17 protein-coding genes and 1 pseudogene are annotated in these 15,602 nt (G+C 60.6%); 4 read left to right on the top strand and 14 right to left on the bottom strand.

Annotation, left to right across the window (positions count from 1 at the left end):
* Positions 1–779 precede the first annotated feature (779 nt).
* Together CEX87_RS04555 and CEX87_RS04550 are read right to left on the bottom strand one after the other, a co-directional pair.
* Entirely contained in the window at positions 780–1,262 is a 483-nt protein-coding gene (locus CEX87_RS04555) for a cupin domain-containing protein (protein WP_094286177.1), read from the bottom strand.
* Between the two features lie 405 nt (positions 1,263–1,667).
* Positions 1,668–2,126, bottom strand: a pseudogene (locus CEX87_RS04550) (CAP domain-containing protein); the annotation flags it as partial.
* A 314-nt stretch (positions 2,127–2,440) separates the two neighbouring features.
* On the opposite strand from CEX87_RS04550, the gene CEX87_RS27325 reads away from it, so the two are divergent.
* The 4 genes from CEX87_RS27325 (at position 2,441) to CEX87_RS04530 (ending at position 5,238) form a co-directional block, all read left to right on the top strand.
* Positions 2,441–2,707, top strand: coding sequence for a hypothetical protein (locus CEX87_RS27325; protein WP_198957151.1), 267 nt, complete (start codon positions 2,441–2,443; stop codon positions 2,705–2,707).
* 10 nt (positions 2,708–2,717) lie between these two features.
* Positions 2,718–2,888, top strand: coding sequence for a hypothetical protein (locus CEX87_RS27890; RefSeq protein WP_332888867.1), 171 nt, complete (start codon positions 2,718–2,720; stop codon positions 2,886–2,888).
* 368 nt (positions 2,889–3,256) lie between these two features.
* On the top strand, positions 3,257–4,234 hold the full coding sequence (locus CEX87_RS04535; RefSeq protein ID WP_094286171.1) for a dihydrodipicolinate synthase family protein: 978 nt from the start codon (positions 3,257–3,259) through the stop codon (positions 4,232–4,234).
* Positions 4,234–5,238 carry a ketopantoate reductase family protein gene (locus tag CEX87_RS04530; protein ID WP_094286169.1) on the top strand — a complete coding sequence of 335 codons (1,005 nt, stop codon included), beginning with the start codon at positions 4,234–4,236 and terminating at the stop codon, positions 5,236–5,238. Before CEX87_RS04535 ends, CEX87_RS04530 begins: the two co-directional genes overlap by 1 nt.
* A 38-nt stretch (positions 5,239–5,276) precedes the next feature.
* On the opposite strand, the gene CEX87_RS04525 is transcribed toward CEX87_RS04530, so the two are convergent.
* From CEX87_RS04525 to CEX87_RS04475, 12 genes are all read right to left on the bottom strand, one after another.
* Positions 5,277–6,278: an AraC family transcriptional regulator gene (locus CEX87_RS04525; RefSeq protein ID WP_094286167.1), complete on the bottom strand. Its 1,002-nt coding sequence runs from the start codon at positions 6,276–6,278 to the stop codon at positions 5,277–5,279.
* 250 nt (positions 6,279–6,528) lie between these two features.
* The gene (locus tag CEX87_RS27055; RefSeq protein WP_142301069.1) at positions 6,529–6,789 is read right to left on the bottom strand and encodes a hypothetical protein; all 261 of its coding nucleotides are present in this window, start codon (positions 6,787–6,789) and stop codon (positions 6,529–6,531) included.
* Between the two features lie 74 nt (positions 6,790–6,863).
* Positions 6,864–7,073: a ferredoxin gene (locus tag CEX87_RS04520; RefSeq protein ID WP_014211498.1), complete on the bottom strand. Its 210-nt coding sequence runs from the start codon at positions 7,071–7,073 to the stop codon at positions 6,864–6,866.
* Positions 7,074–7,220: 147 nt separating this feature from the next.
* A complete protein-coding gene (locus tag CEX87_RS04515; RefSeq protein ID WP_014211497.1) occupies positions 7,221–7,439 on the bottom strand; it encodes a hypothetical protein in 219 nt (72 codons plus the stop codon).
* A 47-nt stretch (positions 7,440–7,486) separates the two neighbouring features.
* A complete protein-coding gene (locus tag CEX87_RS04510) occupies positions 7,487–8,005 on the bottom strand; it encodes an aromatic-ring-hydroxylating dioxygenase subunit beta (protein WP_094286165.1) in 519 nt (172 codons plus the stop codon).
* 64 nt (positions 8,006–8,069) lie between these two features.
* Positions 8,070–9,470, bottom strand: a complete 1,401-nt coding sequence (locus CEX87_RS04505) for a Rieske 2Fe-2S domain-containing protein (RefSeq protein WP_094286163.1) — start codon at positions 9,468–9,470, stop codon at positions 8,070–8,072.
* 72 nt (positions 9,471–9,542) lie between these two features.
* A complete protein-coding gene (locus tag CEX87_RS04500) occupies positions 9,543–10,433 on the bottom strand; it encodes a VOC family protein (RefSeq protein WP_094286161.1) in 891 nt (296 codons plus the stop codon).
* Between the two features lie 13 nt (positions 10,434–10,446).
* Positions 10,447–11,298, bottom strand: a complete 852-nt coding sequence (hcaB, locus tag CEX87_RS04495; RefSeq protein ID WP_142301068.1) for a 3-(cis-5,6-dihydroxycyclohexa-1,3-dien-1-yl)propanoate dehydrogenase — start codon at positions 11,296–11,298, stop codon at positions 10,447–10,449.
* A 236-nt stretch (positions 11,299–11,534) separates the two neighbouring features.
* Complete coding sequence (gene phtC, locus CEX87_RS04490) at positions 11,535–12,314, bottom strand: 3,4-dihydroxyphthalate decarboxylase (protein WP_011559089.1); 780 nt, start codon at positions 12,312–12,314, stop codon at positions 11,535–11,537.
* A gap of 535 nt (positions 12,315–12,849) precedes the next feature.
* Entirely contained in the window at positions 12,850–13,803 is a 954-nt protein-coding gene (locus CEX87_RS04485) for a DODA-type extradiol aromatic ring-opening family dioxygenase (RefSeq protein ID WP_069416773.1), read from the bottom strand.
* Positions 13,804–13,822: 19 nt separating this feature from the next.
* Positions 13,823–15,052, bottom strand: coding sequence for a Gfo/Idh/MocA family protein (locus CEX87_RS04480; RefSeq protein WP_069416772.1), 1,230 nt, complete (start codon positions 15,050–15,052; stop codon positions 13,823–13,825).
* Between the two features lie 36 nt (positions 15,053–15,088).
* A complete protein-coding gene (locus CEX87_RS04475; protein WP_069416771.1) occupies positions 15,089–15,601 on the bottom strand; it encodes an aromatic-ring-hydroxylating dioxygenase subunit beta in 513 nt (170 codons plus the stop codon).
* Position 15,602 lies beyond the last annotated feature (1 nt).

Genomic DNA, 15,602 nt, shown 5'->3' with positions numbered 1-15,602 from the left:
GGACCGCGGCGGCCTTCTCCTCAGGGCTGTAACGGCGCGTCGTGGGCTTCCCGGCAGACTGTTCCTTCGGCATACCTGCATCCTCGTTTCCAAGGTCAGGAGCCTCCAACATTTCCAGGGCGATTCAGACCCAACGCGGGTAGATAGCGCCGTTGCTGCCACGGGCGATGGCGGCAATTGCGTCGCGACCTTCACCCGGCCATACTCCCGCTGTTTCAGCAGCTGCAACGCTGGAACCGCTCGGTCTCGGGCGTCGACCAGGGCGAGAAGACATCAGCATCTGCGATTTGGCGCACAGGGACAGGCTAGGCCAACCCGCGATCGTACGGCGGCTCTATAGTTCGGATAGATGAATTTCTTGTTGAGGTAATATTAGGCAAACTTATATCGACATTGACCGGCCCTCGGCGACGTCGCCATGCTGATCTTTAACTCTTCCGGCGCACCAAGTTCGGCCGCGGCAAGCTATTCATTGCTGCCTGACATGACCGCAGCTGCCACGGGAACTCCACCAGACGAGACCAATCGCTCCCGCGGTTTGGTCCCAGCGAACCGCGAAGCTGCATCGCGGATCACCTGCTCATCCTCGGAGCGACTCTCTGGCATGCCACCATTGCCGGCCCCCGGACATGTGAAATGAACACCAAACCGTTCTTCCAAGTTTCCGCAGCCGTAACGAGATAACTTCAGCCCAGGTTGTGGAGGTTTGTTTCTTCGCCCGGCGAGGTCCTGGCGCCGAGCGGAATTGTGAGCTCGAATATTTGCTGAGGAGCCAATCGCTACTTCTCGCCGAAGGCGCCCGCGAAGCTAGTGTTGCCCATGCTTTCCCTCTGGGTGGCGTCCAGAGCAGCCAGTAGGCGGGAATTCTCGATGACAATCATCTCTACGTCATGCCCCTCGTCGGCATAGTGGCGATGCCAGATCCACGGCGGCGTATACACGAAGTCGCCCGCGCCCCATCGGACGCGTTGATCGCCAATCTCCGACCAACCCGAGCCATACCGCACGAAGTGAACCGACTCATGTACGTGTCGATGAAGGTCACTCCCCTCGCCCCCGGGAATCTTCTGCAGAAAAAGCTCTACCGAGCGAGCAGGTATTCGTAGGAGCAGCCCAATCTGAGATGGGCTGCCAGTCTGGATCCAGTGAGCGTCGTCGGAGCTAACGACAAGGTGCTCCTCCCCCACGTGCTGGCTGTCGCGGCCTGCTGCTCGTGCCATACTCTTCGAGAATTCATCTATCTCGTCACGGGATAGCGTCATTGAACGGGCTCCTTCGTGTATTTCTTCGTTGAGTCCACAGAATTGTTGGCTTGCTGGGAAAGATGACACCCGGTGGAACAATGCGGTGCCAATGGGGTTCGACAACCACAGAAACGTGTAAATGTCATTGCAGGGGGATGCACCCGTCAGCATTCGTCGGCGCGGCTTGAGGTTTGGCTGGATCAGCTCTGGTTCTGCTGAGTGCGTTATCGCCCGTCGCAATTGCCGACGGCGGAGCCTCGTATGAAATGACCCTGCTTAGGGACATAGATGCCGCCATCGGAGTGAAGGTGCGCTTCGCGGCCTCGCGGCGACATGCACTGGGAACCACTTTGTGGGGCTTGTCATGAAGCGTTGAGCAGTCCGCATAGTCTGGGCGCTGACTTGCTTCTTGACTCATTGGAGCTTGCCGTACACCGCAACTACAGCTGTGCGGTCGATGGAATTCTCTGACCACACCCCGATCCGGGTGTTTGCACAGTCAGACATGACCGCAAAATCGACCGGGTCGTAATACCACTGGTTGATCAGCTCGATGCCGCTCAACGCGAGCGCTGGATTTATCGCAACGGTTTCAGACACCACGCCGCTGAATCCCGCGGCTTCCGCCCGCACCTGAGGCGTGGAACCATCCGATCCAATGTCGCCGTCGACGTTGCGGTTGGCCAGCGCATCGCGAGCGTGCCACTGGGCAGCGAGCTGGAGGGTCGGACTAATGATGATGTCGTTCGGGCAGCCCGCCTGGCGTTGAATGGTGTAGACATTGGCTACCACGCCGTCATTGAGTCGCTTGTTGTCGCCGTGCGCGACGGGCGGTATCAGTAGTGCTTGCACGGCAAGTACTGCAACGATACCTAGTGTCAAACGGGGCAGGAGACCGGACGCCGATCCCTCTTTGACCGTCTTCACCCTGCGTGGAGTGGGTACCGAAGCGTCGAATTTGTCACGGCAAGGGCGCTTTTCGTGCATCGAGTTACTCGTAAGCAATTTCATCAGTGTGGCAGTCTGTCGGGGGGCCGGCCGCAGCCTCGTCCCACTGATCGAAAAATGGACGGGATCCCACCAGCAGCGGCCGACGGCGCAGCGAGGATCAAGCTCGCCACGGCTCTTCGATCGATGCGCAAGGGGTGCCACTGAGAATTTGGTGTCACACGAACCAAAACTGAAATCGATGTGACGTGCTGATCCCAATCACGCCGGCGACCGGACTTGATCGCGATCTCCGCGCTGATCGCCTGCTGACTCGCCAGGGCGCCGTCGGGATTGCTGTCGATCAACGCTGTCACGGCGCCTACGGTACCGACGACTTCGAGACTGGCGAACCGATGAATTTCACTCAGCGGAAGGGGGCCCGAAATTGGCAGGCATTTTTCGACGCGCAGAACCACTGTCGACTCGTGTCTGCTCAGCACAATCAGCGCCTTGACGAGCGGCTAACCGGCTGACCTGTCCGAGTTGGCCCGCAGGGCCGGGCTGCCGGTTGCCAACACACACCGCCTTGTGGCCGAGTTGGTCGCCGGCTCGCCACCGCCGCGCCGCGGGGACGGGCAACAGTACGTGGTACGCAGGATTTGGAACCACCGGATTGCTGGCGGGGCCGGAAGGCCGCTTGCGCGAGGTGGCTGAACAGTTCTTGCTTGACACGCATATGCAGCTGCCCTCGCCACGGTGCACCTCGCCACGCGTAATGACGATGAGCTGCTGTACCCGAACGCATGACGCGACGTGCGTCCGTCAGCACCGTCGGCTGCCGTCGAGTTGTCGTGATTTGCAACGAATCGGTGCATCTCCAAGAAGGTCGAAGTGCTACAGGTTGGGCGCGAATCGGAGTCTCCGCAGCGCTTACGGGATAGACGTCCACGGTTCTCCCCGGCAATGTTCGGCAGAGAGCCAACGCCCTCCGTCAGTTTCGAACATTAAGCGGAGGAGTAGGCGAGTCGGTCCGCCTCAAACCCCCAAACTGCCGAACTACCGCCGAAGGAACCGCATACAAGATGACCATCACGACACCGCTCGGATCCGATGCTAGGGCGTGGGCCACCGAGAACCTTCGAGGCTTCTATATGTGTCCTGTCACGCCCCTCACCGACGATTTCGAGCTGGACGAGGACGGTCTGCGGCAGAACATCGACGCGTTTGTGGAGATGGGTTGCACTGGCCTCGTCGTCGGCGGCTTTTTCGCTGAGGGATGGAACATGACACTGGCCGAATGGCAGCGCTACCACGAGGTAGTCGCTGACGCCACCGCCGGCCGCCTTCCCTTGTTTACGATCATTCTGGACTCGTCGGCGTACCAGGCGGTCGAAAGATTACGCTTCGTGGCGTCTCTGGGCTTCACCGGCGCCGAGATAATGAACCCATCGGTGCAGCTCAAGACCGACGACGACGTCGTAGACTACTTCGACTTCGTGGCGCCTGCCACCGGGCTGGCGCTAGTGCTCTACCGGACGCCGGTATCTAGTTTCGTGTACAGCCACGACGCCGTCGCTCGCATCGCCGAGCACTCCAACGTCATCGGGATCAAGAATGGCACTTTGAGTTGGACCGACAGCATCGCATTACGCCGCCGCTTCGGGGACCGCCTTGTCATCAGCGAGCCGAATGAGCGCTATTGGGCGCATGATGCTGCGCTCTTCGGGGGCCAGGTGCTTTATGGGGAGCTCTCCCTGATCCTGTACGGGAAACGGCGGCAGGAACTGCACCACTACACCGACCTTGCCTTCGCTGGTGAACTGGCGGGGGCACTGCCTGTGTCGGCGAAGCTGGACGCAATCCGCCAGGTGTACGAAGAGGTGCTCATCGGCCGCATCGCGGCAACGGGTTCCTACGTCGCGGCGATGCCTTATCTGAAGGCGTGGTTCGAGCTGTTGGGGCTTCGTGCCGGCCCGGTACGGCCGCCCGTCAAAGGCCGGCTGTCTGCTCCGGAGCGCGAAGTTCTGCAGGAGAAGCTGACGGCCGCGGAGGCCATTTGATGCGCGTCTTGATCCTCGGCGCGGGCGGGCTCGGTTCGGTCCTGGGCGGCTATTTGGCGAACACTGGCGTGGATGTCACCCTGGTCGGTAGGCCGGCGCACACCGAGGCGATCACCCGCGACGGCCTCCGAATTACGGGCCGTCGGGGCGACCTGGTGATCACCGACAACTTGACAGCGGTCGACCAGACCGCCAAGGCCACTGGACACTTCGATTACCTAGTGTTGGCGGTGAAGGGCAAAGATACGGCGCAGGCGCTGGCAGAGGCTGACGGGCTGCGCGATGTCGTGAGCAGCGCGTTGTCGGTGCAGAACACCGTCGTGAAAGATGCGACTCTCGCCGGGTGGCTTGGGCCGGACCGGGTGATCGGAGCCTCCACGATCGAGGGCGGCACCTTGCTCGAACCGGGCCTCGTACGCAATCACCTAACAGCTGAGGTGACCGCTTACTTTGGGGAACTTGACGGCTCATGCAGTGCGCGCGTCGACGACCTGACGACTGCCTTCAGTAACGCCGGCCTTCCTGCAATGGCGGTGGGCAACATAGAGCAGGTCGAGTGGGAAAAGCTCGCGCAGATCGCGCTGGCGGCCGCGTGGTCGGTCACCGCGCTGGGCGCAATCCCTGGCGCCTCGGTCTTCGAGGGCATGGAGGTGCCTGAGGGAGCGATGTACTTCGTCGCGCTGGCGAAGGACCTTCTCGCGGTCTACCGCGCGAAGGGTTACGAGCCGATGAACTTCTTTGCGCCTCTATCCCGCCTCAAGGAACTCGACGCCCTTCCGACGGACGAGGCGATCAAGTTTGTCATCGGACAGGGCAAAGTAATGCGCGAGAAGGGAAACACGGGCCACCCCTCGATGTACGAGGATGTTCTGCGACGACGTAAGACAGAGGTCGACTTCATGCTGGGCCCTTACGTCGCCGCCGCTGAAGAACTGGCCATGGATGTGCCCACGCTGCGAGTCGCCTACCAGATCATCAAGACCGTCGACGGATTCCTGGCCTAGCCGCTGACGCCGTTCGATGGCGCTGCGCCAAGGCGAATTCAGCTCGCGCGCAAAGTATGTTGGGGAGTGACGCCGAACTTGCGCCGATAGTCCGCGCTGAAGCGACCCAAATGACCAAAGCCCCACTTCATCGCTACGCGAGCAACAGTGACGGCACCCTCGGACGACGCCGCCAGTTCTGCGTGCGCACGGATTAGCCGGACTTCGCGCAGATACGTGAGCGGGGGAACCCCGACGTGCCGCCTGAAGCTCTCTTGAAGAGCGCGGACACCGATACCAACCTCGCGCGCAAGATCGGTTGTCGTCCAACTCCGTTCGGGATGCTCCTCAATCAGGTCGAGTGCTGTCCTCAGCACTTTGGGCGGCGGCGCCGCTTGTTGGTCGCCGGCGGCGAGCGCCATGGCCTGGTAATGGGGTTGGGCGAGTAGAAACCCATGCATAAGCAAGTGTTCGAAATGTCGCCCGGTCATCGGATGTTGCACGATGCTCTCAGGGCGAGAGACCTCTCGGTACAGTATCGATAGCAGCGCAAGCCAAGCCCGGCTGCTGTCCGCCGTCAGGTTCATGCTATGCGTGATATTCAACGGTCTAATCGCAGGTCTTCCAAGCAAGCCTTCGAGTTCGAGTTCCAGATCCGCGCGGCTGAACTTCACGCATAGCTGGCCACAGTCGGCGGCCCACTTGATGCCAGCAGGACGGCCTGGGAGGAAAACCGCCGCCTGCGTGGGCGTCGCTTGAGCAGTGGCTGAGCCGCACCACGAATCGGCGTGGCTCGTGAGGGGAACGTTGATGTGGTAATCATCGAGTGCAGTCGAATTGACGAGTTCGACATCCGCACCGTACCGCAGGTAACCGATGGTCACAGCACCGATGCGGGCGGCGCTGAGCCGGGCATTCAACCGCTGGCCGCGCCCGGAGAAGCGGAGACGGTGCGGCGTGAAAATTTCCGAAGCGAGGTGCTCGGCCGCGCTCAACTGTTCAGTGCATACGGTTTCCCGTCGGCTAAAGTACGATTCCGCGATCTTCGCCGTCGCCGCCATTGGCAACACCTCACTTTCTCGCTGCGGAAAACGCAGCTCGCCGACAGAGTCTGTCGCTCCGCCGAACACCAACGCCGAAGGTCTGGCCCCCTGACTCAGGGTCGTGCGTCACGGACCGCATGCACAAAACCATTCTAGTAGAAGAGGGCTCTGTTAATCAGAGAGGTTTGGGGCGGACACCCGGCGGTGTGGCTGCGGTGATCATGACCGGCACCAGGTTGGACGTGAGGCGTCGTAATGGCACCAGCTTTCATAGCTCCTCGACCTCGCCGTCGGACCAGACAACCTTGGTTCCGTAATCAGGGTGCGCGTAGATGTGCACTTTATACAGATGGTCTAGGTCATCCCACCAAACGCAAGAGCCAGCGCCCACCATCCAGCGCTGCGCGACACGGCCATCAGAGAAAACGCATAGCTCGAATTGCACTTCATCAGGCGCGTTGTAGTTGTCCTTTGCGAAGCCATCTTTTGCGGCTGTTGCAAGCCGACGATAGACGACAGCCGTTCTCATAGCTCAACCTCTAACAATCCCATCACGTCGTCGAGGAGCTATCGGCCTTCTTCTGATGTGAGCCGTTAGCGGCGTTATTGCTGGCGGTCGGCATCGCGTATGGTGATCGCCGCCGACGGGCATTCGTGCGATGCCGCACGGGCTGCGACTACTAGACCAACCGGAATGTCGCCCACCAATGTTTCCGCCTTCCCAGCGGCGTTGATCGCGAAGACGTCTGGCGCGACGTCCACGCACAAACGGTAGCCGCAGCACCGACGTGGATCGACTTCCGCATGGACCATTTGTCCACTCCTCACTAAGTGCGCCCCTCACCGACATGGCTCAAGCGGTCCCAGGCCGAGGCGCCTGCAGTTGTCTTACAGACGTCCCGCCGACCATCTGTGAAAGGGTGAACGAGAAACGATCCGCTACTGCGTTCTGGCGCCACCTCAATCGCGGGGACCGTAGGGGTCTTGAAGAAACCGAGAAAGGCTCTCCTTGGTTTGCCACGACAGACTCTCAAGTTCCAGTGGGTCGAGCTGAATACGGAACCCAAGGCGGGGACTGGCGATCTCCAACCGCTCTCCGTTGCGGGTATAGATTTTGTCGACAGTGACGAACGCGAACTCGTTCGCGATGGTCGTTTCCGTGCTGGCATCGCCTGTCACGACTGCACCTTCCTAGGCGTTAAGTGATGCAACCTCAACGTCACCCGTTAAAAGAAGTTAGCCAGGTTGTGGGTGCCGACAACGGCGTGATCAAGCACTACCCGTCGGCTCGCTAACCGCAGGCCCATCTCACTGCGGCGGATGACATCGTGGCGCTCCGCAGAGATGAGGTCGTGCTGCGGACTGTCCCCTCTATTTCGGAACACGAGGAGATTGGAGCGGACATCGTATTCGTCCGTCCCTATCCCGGGCTGTACCCGCACATTCGACACGTGGTGTCGGATCCGTGAGGGCGGATCTTCTGCCCATGCGTATTCGGTGTCCAGACGTAGCACCCGCAGCTGCAAGCCTGCGTAGTCGTCGTCCCAGTGGGTCATTGTCGTCGAATTTCCGTCGCCGTTGGCCCGTTCTCTACTCATGCGCACCGGGATGATGTACCGGATATCTTCGGCACACAATTCCAGCCAATCGTGAAACCGGCCGTCATTTAACAGTTCCGCCTCTTGGAACAGGAAGTTCTCCATCTCGCAGCGGAGCAGAAGCTGTTGCTCGACCGTCGCTACCATGGCACACCATCCTTTATGACTTGGTTGATTGTGGTTGTGAGACAAGCAGGTGCCTGATGCCTCATCAGGCGACCTCGTCTGCATTGGTCCGAGATTGCGCGAGTAGTTGGGGTTTGGGCTCGGTTTCGCTGGCGTCATCGCCTGAGTCGGTGAGTAACTCCAACAGGCGACCCCAGAATTCGCGTTGGTTACGCTCCGCGTACCCGCTGGACAGGGGACGACCGGGCCCCTTCCACGTGTCGTCGCTGGTCAGCACACCCATGCCCATCTCGAAGTTGAGTGTCTGGCTGCCTGCGAGAATGCCTTGCGTTCCCGCAGTGATGGAGCGCCAAGTCTCGGCGTCGTCCTGTTCGAACACACCGGAGATGCCGAACGTTCGTACGTAGGTCTCATACGACTGCTGTTTGAACTCTTCGTCGGCATCCTTCTCGACGAGAAACCACGACCAGACTTCCATCGTGTCGTGTGACAGTGGACGCCACAGCCGAAATGTCAACATCGGCACTGGCATTGACTTGTTGTCCTTACCGATGAGGACGTTGAGGAACGACAGGTTGGGAAAGACCGTGCCGTGAATGAAGGCCGAACGCTGAAGCATGTCTGCGCGGTCCTGATCGCCGTAAGCCGCTGCGAGTCCATCGACGATCTCGGGTGGATAGTTCATAAAGGGCGGCATCGGTTGCCCGGGCGGCACCCCGAGGACGCCGAGGCCGTGACCGTTGGAGAGACTGATATGCGCCGGCTCCGACGCGAATTTCGGATCGGGCGGAGCCAGACCGAGCTCGACCGCCGATCGGTGCGTCATCAACGTGTGGTAGGCGTCCCCGACAAAGTTGTCCGCGCCGAGCTTCCAGTTGGAGTCGATGATCCAACGCTGGGGCTCACCCCGCACCTCCAGTCCACCCTTGGACTTCTGGGTGATCAGGTCCAGATACCACGCCATATCGCCCAAATAATCAACGAGAGGTTCTGCCTTCTCGTCCAGGCAACCGAATATCATTCCGCGGTAGTTCTCGAGGCGCGGAACCTGGGTAAGACTCCACTCGTTCTTGTCCATCTCGACCCCATAGACCTCTTTTTGTGCGGGTACACCCGCCAGAGTTCCGGTATTGCGGTAGGTCCAGCCGTGATAGGGGCAGCGGAAGTGCGAAGTGTTGCCCATCTCCGTGCGGCACAGCATTGTTCCGCGGTGCCGACACGAGTTCGCCATGGCGCGCACTTCGCCGTCTTCGCCGCGGACAACGATGATCGAACCGCCACCCAGATATCGGACCACGTAGTCCCCTGCCTGGGGGATCTCCGTCTCGTGGGCCAGGAATTGCCAGCACCGGCCGAAGACTCGCTGAGCTTCGAGCTTGTGGAGTTCTGCGTTGGCGACCAGCCCGGCGGGCAGACGGCCCTTAGCAAGGCCTTCTTGGCCCGCCGCTACCAGTTGCTGAATGTCGTTCTTACCGACAATAGACATGTACTTCTCCTACGTTTCTTGGATTGGGCTGCGTAATGTTCTCTTGGACAGATGTTCTCGTGATTGCGGCGTTCATGTTGTTGCGGCTTCGAGTGCGCCTGGTGGTGTTTGGGCGACCATCTGGTGGCCCCACACACTGGGTCGGTCGTACTGAGCGACTGTCCAGGTTTCCTCGTCGACGGTGACCGCATCCCAGCCGTACTCGAGGTCAAACCCGCTCGGTGTGCGCACGTAAAACGACACCATCCGATCGTTGACATGGCGCCCCAACGTCATGCTCAGCGGAATGTTGCGCGACATGCACAGGTCATAAGCCATCCCCACGTCATCAAAACTTTGCACCTCCACCATCACGTGGTGCAGTCCCCGCACACCCGGCATCGGAGTCAACGCGATGCTGTGATGGCGCGGGTTGCAGTGGTAAAACCACAGATCCATGAAGGTGTAAATCTCATCGCTCTTCTTGAACCCCAACACCCCCCGCAAAAACCGGTCGGCCTGCGCAAGGTCCGGCGTCGCCAGCACCACATGACCCAACCCCTGCGCACCGGTGACAAACCCCGACATCGCACGACCGGGCCGGAAGGAACCCGGCACCACCTTCTGACCGTAAAACAACTCATGACGCAACCCCGAAGGATCCGACAGCGTCAAAAAGCCCAACACACCGCGGGCCGCGCAGTCCTCCTCGGTCCCCACCTCAAACCCAATGCCCCGCTTGTGCAGCAACTCCCCAGCAGCCTCAAGCGCATCCTCGCTGCCCACATCCCAACCCGCATACAACATCCGGTTGCGCTCCCCGTGATGCACAGCCAACCGGTGATCGACGTCATCAATCCGCAACAGAACCGACCCACTGGCCGCCTCCACCGCCTCCATCCCCAAAACCTCCGGACCGAACTCCAACCACTCCTTCGCATCCGGAGACTCCACACCCACATAACCCAACGCCTTCACCAACACGTGTAAAACCTTTCTAAGGCGACCGAACGTCATTGCGCATCGCGCCGGTGGCGAGTTCCAGCCCTCCCGACGGCTGGTTCAGACCCCGCACGCCCAAGCCGCCGTCACTGTTGATGACGACGCCCGTCACCGCTCGCGAGTTTTCTGCAGACGCGAGTAGCAAGTACAGGCCGGCATGATCGGCAGGCTGCTGGGCGTACTGCAGAGGGTTCGTGACACTCATCATGTCGGCGATGCCGGGCACCGATGACAACACGTTTCCGCCCTGGCCGAGGTCTTCGATACCACGTAGGCCCGTTATCGTGCCGCCTGGAGCCACGCCATTCACCCGGATCTTCGGCGCCAACTCGTACGCCAGTTCACGCACTACGCCAACGACTGCGTGCTTGGAAGCGGTGTATAGCGGGCCGCCACTAGAGGCATAGAAACCAGAGTTGGAGACGGTGAAAATGATGCTAGGCCCATCGCTTTTGAGGAGTTCAGGAATGGCGGCCCTAGCACCAAGGAGGTAGCCCTTGACATTGACCGCGAAGATCTCATCGAAGGCGCTGCTGAGGTCGGCTCCGTCGAAACCCACCAAAGGGGCAAAGTAATCGAAGATCCCAGCGTTGCCGACGAAGACGTCGAGCTTTCCGAACGTATCGACCGTTTCGCGCACCGCCATGACGTTGTCTGCATACGACGTCACGTCACCTGTTACCGCGATGAGCCTGCCGTCGGCGTTGCCGATGGTAGCCAGGTCGCCTTCCGAGCGATCCAGGACGCCCACGCATGCGCCCTCGGCCAAGAAACGCTCGACCACGGCCAAACCGATTCCGGCTGCCCCGCCGGTCACCAGGGCGACTTGCCCGGTCAACCAACTCAAAACTATCGTCCCTCCGGTGATGCGCAATGCTCTTGTTGCTCTGCATCTGCCCACCAGTGTCCTCGCCGCTGAATGGGGGGTCTATCCGCGCAGCGCTGTCGAAGCTCCGATTCACGCGGGTCTCGATGCTCGGGCGAGGAGAGTGCGGGGGATGTCTACGCCAATGGTCCGATGGGATCGGAAGCCGCGTCCCAGACCACCCGCGGCAATGGACATGAGCGCGTGCCCGGATGTGCCTATGAGGACCTTTTCTCCGATGGGTGGCACGACAAACCATGGGTTTCGAGGCGCGCCAACTCGTGACGCCACGCGATGGTCTCGTTGAAAGCGTTACCGAGATCAGGCAGCTCTGCTGCATCAGCGTCGGGCAAATCAGCCAGAGTGCCACCCGCAGAAGCGATCTGGAGCGACAAACGCGAGATCGTGTCGACGCTGATGGCCTGCAGTACGGCCCGCTCGACGGTGTCCGCAGCACTGGTGAGGCCGTGGGCCCGGAGAACGACCACCGGCCGGTCTGCCATAGCAGCAACCATTTCCTGGGCTAGTTGCCGATTGCGCACCAATACGCCTCGCCGATAGACCGGCACGCCAGCCGCGGCGAGCCGAAAACCGGGTATGTCAAACGCTCCGACGATCGGTCGGACAGCCAGACCGGCGAGATCGGCGGCGACTACCGCCTCGGGGTGCGCATGAACCACAGCATTGACATCGCGGCGGGTGCGGAGCACTTCGGTGTGCAGTGGCAACTCGTTCGGCGGCTGGTAACCATCGTCGAGTTCTCCTTTGCCGCCCGCTGTACCGTCCAACGTGACCATCCGGATGTCCTCTGCGCTGGTGAACGCGAGCCCTCGCTCGCGCGGACCACGACATCGGATCAGCAGTCGATCTCGGTCGACGCGCAGGCTGATGTGGCCGAGGATGCCTGGCGCCAAGTCGCGCGCCGCCAGGACGCGACAGGCCAGCGCGATGGCGTGTCGTTCAGTGTCTAGCCCTGCACCCGAAGGGGTGGAGCTCATCGCCAACTCGGGGTTTCGGTGTCGACGCCGTCCTTGACGACGACAGCGAAGTCCGCGGATGCCTTACCCAAACTGCGATGGGCGGTGCTGGCAGCGCAGATGGCCATCCGGTTCGCCTCCTTAACCGTTCCTATAGGGCTTGGGCTGTTGAGGCCCCGAAGCAGAAGGCATCGTTAACCACGAGCCATCACTTCCACGCAGTTAGGCGCTACACCCAATAGCCTTACTGTATAACAGAAATTTTCTCTGTAAAACAGAGACTCTGGTTTCGGTGTGGGCCTATTGTCGCCGACAGTCCGCGCAGGCGGCGCAACAACGACATTGGGACACATACCCTTTCGCGAGCGAAGTCTCGGCCGCCCCACGGTTCTGCCGGTTGACTGGGCCAGAGGGTGGGCAGACATGCCCTCGTCCCAGGATCACGGCCACGACATCTTCCGTCGACCGTCGGGGTTCTCAGTGCAAACGTCGAGTAGATCTGCGGATAACCCACACACCCGCCGAATCAAATTTCGCGTGCCTCACGTTCGACGCGCTAAACAGTGACTTCGCAGTTCGTCCAGGCGACGGCCATTCCCATCAGGGCGCGGGGAATGGGCTCATAGACGCTGGCCCATGGCGTGTTGCCGCCGACTGCGCCGACAGCACATATCCACGATCTCAGCTCGATGTTGCCAGAGTTGAGCAGGTCTTCGCTGGTCAGTTTGCTCAGCTCGTAGCCGTTTCCGGTAGCAAGGCACTTCAGGGTGCGGCGATCGAATTCGTCGTCGATTGAACCGTGAACGCGCGGCCCATCGTAGGCAGCCCACGGAAAGCCGGCAGTGAAGTGTGAAAGTCCACCGGACGCGTAAAGACCTATCCTCTCGTCTGCAGGGCGGCGTGACCGCACGGCGTCGGCAATCGCGCGGCCGAGCGCGAAGCACCGTTTAGGCGACAACGACGGCACGTGAACGGCATTGAGGAATACCAACACCACTGGGATTTGGTGGTCTCCAAGGATATTGGCCACAATCTCGCCATGGGCGTGTGAGTGCAAGGTGGTCTCACGGAAATCGACAACGGTGGCGACGTCGAACCCCGCCTCGACAGTGTGCTCACTCAAGTCCTTACTGAGCTCGGGCGAACTTTTCCAAAACCGCGCGTCTGGCAAGAAGCGGTCAGACACTGTGAACCCATCTCCTGTGTGGATGGCTATCTGGGGCAGTGCCGAACCGTCGAAGTTCTCGTTCTGGTCATCACCGATGATGATCAGGCAATCCAGTCGGTCTTGTCTGATGCTGTCACGCAGCCTTTGAAGCCCGTTCTCGATGTGCGCGTAACGCGCCGCAGCGTCGTCGAATGGTTCTTCGTCTTTCCTCAGGCGAGGTGGGGTCTTACCGCGTCGCAATGTGTAGCTTTGCCTGTTCTTTATGCGGAAGCCTTCCCACCTGGGAGGCGGGATGAAAGTGAAGGCATGGGACGACGCGTAACCGGCTACAATCTCACCCACGATTTCTCCTCATCTGAAGTCACAGCGATACCTGGTGGGAGAGAACGACTTCGCGATCTTCGTAGGCCGACTGCAGGATGGCGAAACATACTTCTAGCGTCGCGCGCCCCCAGCGACCGTCGTGCTGAACAGGGCGGTCCTCAGTGATCGCCCGATGTAGTTCAGCCAACTCTGCGGCCCTGCCCCGCATGGTGCGCGCGACCGGTATTTCCTGCAATCCGTTCTGCCCGTACACCACCAGCCCGTCGGGCGACTGCCTGATCGCGCCGCGTTCGCAGGAAACCACGGTCAGGCCGAAGTAGGGGTGGTGGATGATCTCTCCGGGGGCGGAGTAACCCCACAGCTCCTGTGACTCTTCGGTCGTCGTCGCAGCACCGTAGCGGCCCTGTTCCTTCTGAGCTTCCAGTGCGACTTCAAGGTGGTCAGGGTTCTGACTGAGCGCAGCGAAGTTGTTGGCTACTCGCTGGTTGGCTTGGGGGCTGCGGCGGCCGCCGTCTTCTGCCACCCACGAGTGCAACTCCGCGACGTCGAAGAAAGCTCGCGCGTCATAGACGAGCGTGGCGGAAGCTCCTGATTTGAATCCGAGATGACAGGTGTATCCCCCGACGCATTTCCGGACGTCGTCCCATATTGTCGACGCACGCACTGTTCTGGCCAAACCGCCGACTATTTGCCGCACGATATCGACCTGATGGGGCCCCTGGTTGAGAACTGGCCCGCTGGTCGAGCGCAATTCCGAAGTAGGCCACGGTCGCCGATTGAAGTCATTGAAGTTCCAGGTGTTGACCATGAGCAACTCGCCGAGTTCGCCACTGCCGACAAGTTCGGCCATCGCTCGCACCGGCGCGTCAAAGCTGTGTGTGTGGCCGGCCATCAGCTGTACGCCCGCTGCCTGGGCCGCCTCGACCATTGCAGTGCAATCGTCGATCGACATGGCCAACGGCTTTTCGACGATCATGTGTTTTCCGTAATGTGCGGCCATTAGCGCATGCTCCCGATGCAGCTCGGGAGGGGTGGCGATGTAGACGACGTCCACGCTTGGATCGGCACACAGTTGCTCTGCGTTCGTGTAGGTCTGGCCGGAAAACTCGTTGGCGAAGCGGGCGAGCGAGTGTGATCGGGTATCCGCAGCCGCCACAACCCGATACGGCAGCGTCGACATGTCCGGGTACTGCTGGAAGATTCGGGCGACTGCCTGACCGATTCCGAGAAATCCTAGGCCGAGCTCGCGTGACGCGACATCTGTCATGTGCGACCTAACTGAGGGCTTGTGGACGACTGGGCATTAGAAGAAGATCGAAATCGCTCGTGGAAGAACGCTATGAGCCAGGGTGATGTCCCGGGCGGCCAGCAGCAGGCACGAGTCTTCGTCTCGGCGTAGAACGTCTTGTCGCTTGCCGATGAAGAAGCTCTCGTGGCGTTCGTGGCGTACGAGAAACACCATGACGCTGGATCGGACGCTCAGCTCTTGATCGGATACATCGGTGACCAGGATGTCGCTGACTATGCGCTGAGTGATCGTGCGTGGAGTTTCCCCGGGGGCGAGCCCAGTAGCCAGCCGGGCAATTCTCAGCTTCAGCGATTCGTAGTCGTCGTTGAACAACAGAAACGGCGGTAGGCCGTCATCATCGTCGACCGGATGCGTGCTGGACTCTGGGAATGGCATCGTGTATCTGACATCCGGCGCCAATAAGCCCAGCCACTCGTCCAGCCGCCCATCATCGAGAAGCATGGTCTCCCGCGCATAGAATTCGTTTATTCGCAGCCGCAGTTCCACGTCCAACTGGCTGGTCTCCATG

The sequence above is a fragment of the Mycobacterium lehmannii genome, from assembly GCF_002245535.1.
In the GTDB taxonomy this organism is placed as follows: Bacteria; Actinomycetota; Actinomycetes; order Mycobacteriales; family Mycobacteriaceae; genus Mycobacterium; species Mycobacterium lehmannii.
This window is presented reverse-complemented; position numbering and strand designations above follow the sequence as displayed.

What these genes read in the sequence shown, in the direction of transcription:
- CEX87_RS04555 (WP_094286177.1), bottom strand. Translation starts at nt 1,262, where the DNA reads ATGACGCTATCCCGTGACGAGATAGATGAATTCTCGAAGAGTATGGCA.
- CEX87_RS04480 (WP_069416772.1), bottom strand. Translation starts at nt 15,052, where the DNA reads ATGACAGATGTCGCGTCACGCGAGCTCGGCCTAGGATTTCTCGGAATC.
- CEX87_RS04505 (WP_094286163.1), bottom strand. Translation starts at nt 9,470, where the DNA reads ATGTCTATTGTCGGTAAGAACGACATTCAGCAACTGGTAGCGGCGGGC.
- CEX87_RS04525 (WP_094286167.1), bottom strand. Translation starts at nt 6,278, where the DNA reads ATGGCGGCGACGGCGAAGATCGCGGAATCGTACTTTAGCCGACGGGAA.
- CEX87_RS04475 (WP_069416771.1), bottom strand. Translation starts at nt 15,601, where the DNA reads ATGGAGACCAGCCAGTTGGACGTGGAACTGCGGCTGCGAATAAACGAA.
- CEX87_RS04520 (WP_014211498.1), bottom strand. Translation starts at nt 7,073, where the DNA reads ATGGTCCATGCGGAAGTCGATCCACGTCGGTGCTGCGGCTACCGTTTG.
- phtC (WP_011559089.1), bottom strand. Translation starts at nt 12,314, where the DNA reads ATGAGCTCCACCCCTTCGGGTGCAGGGCTAGACACTGAACGACACGCC.
- CEX87_RS04530 (WP_094286169.1), top strand. Translation starts at nt 4,234, where the DNA reads ATGCGCGTCTTGATCCTCGGCGCGGGCGGGCTCGGTTCGGTCCTGGGC.
- CEX87_RS04510 (WP_094286165.1), bottom strand. Translation starts at nt 8,005, where the DNA reads ATGGTAGCGACGGTCGAGCAACAGCTTCTGCTCCGCTGCGAGATGGAG.
- CEX87_RS04535 (WP_094286171.1), top strand. Translation starts at nt 3,257, where the DNA reads ATGACCATCACGACACCGCTCGGATCCGATGCTAGGGCGTGGGCCACC.
- CEX87_RS27055 (WP_142301069.1), bottom strand. Translation starts at nt 6,789, where the DNA reads ATGAGAACGGCTGTCGTCTATCGTCGGCTTGCAACAGCCGCAAAAGAT.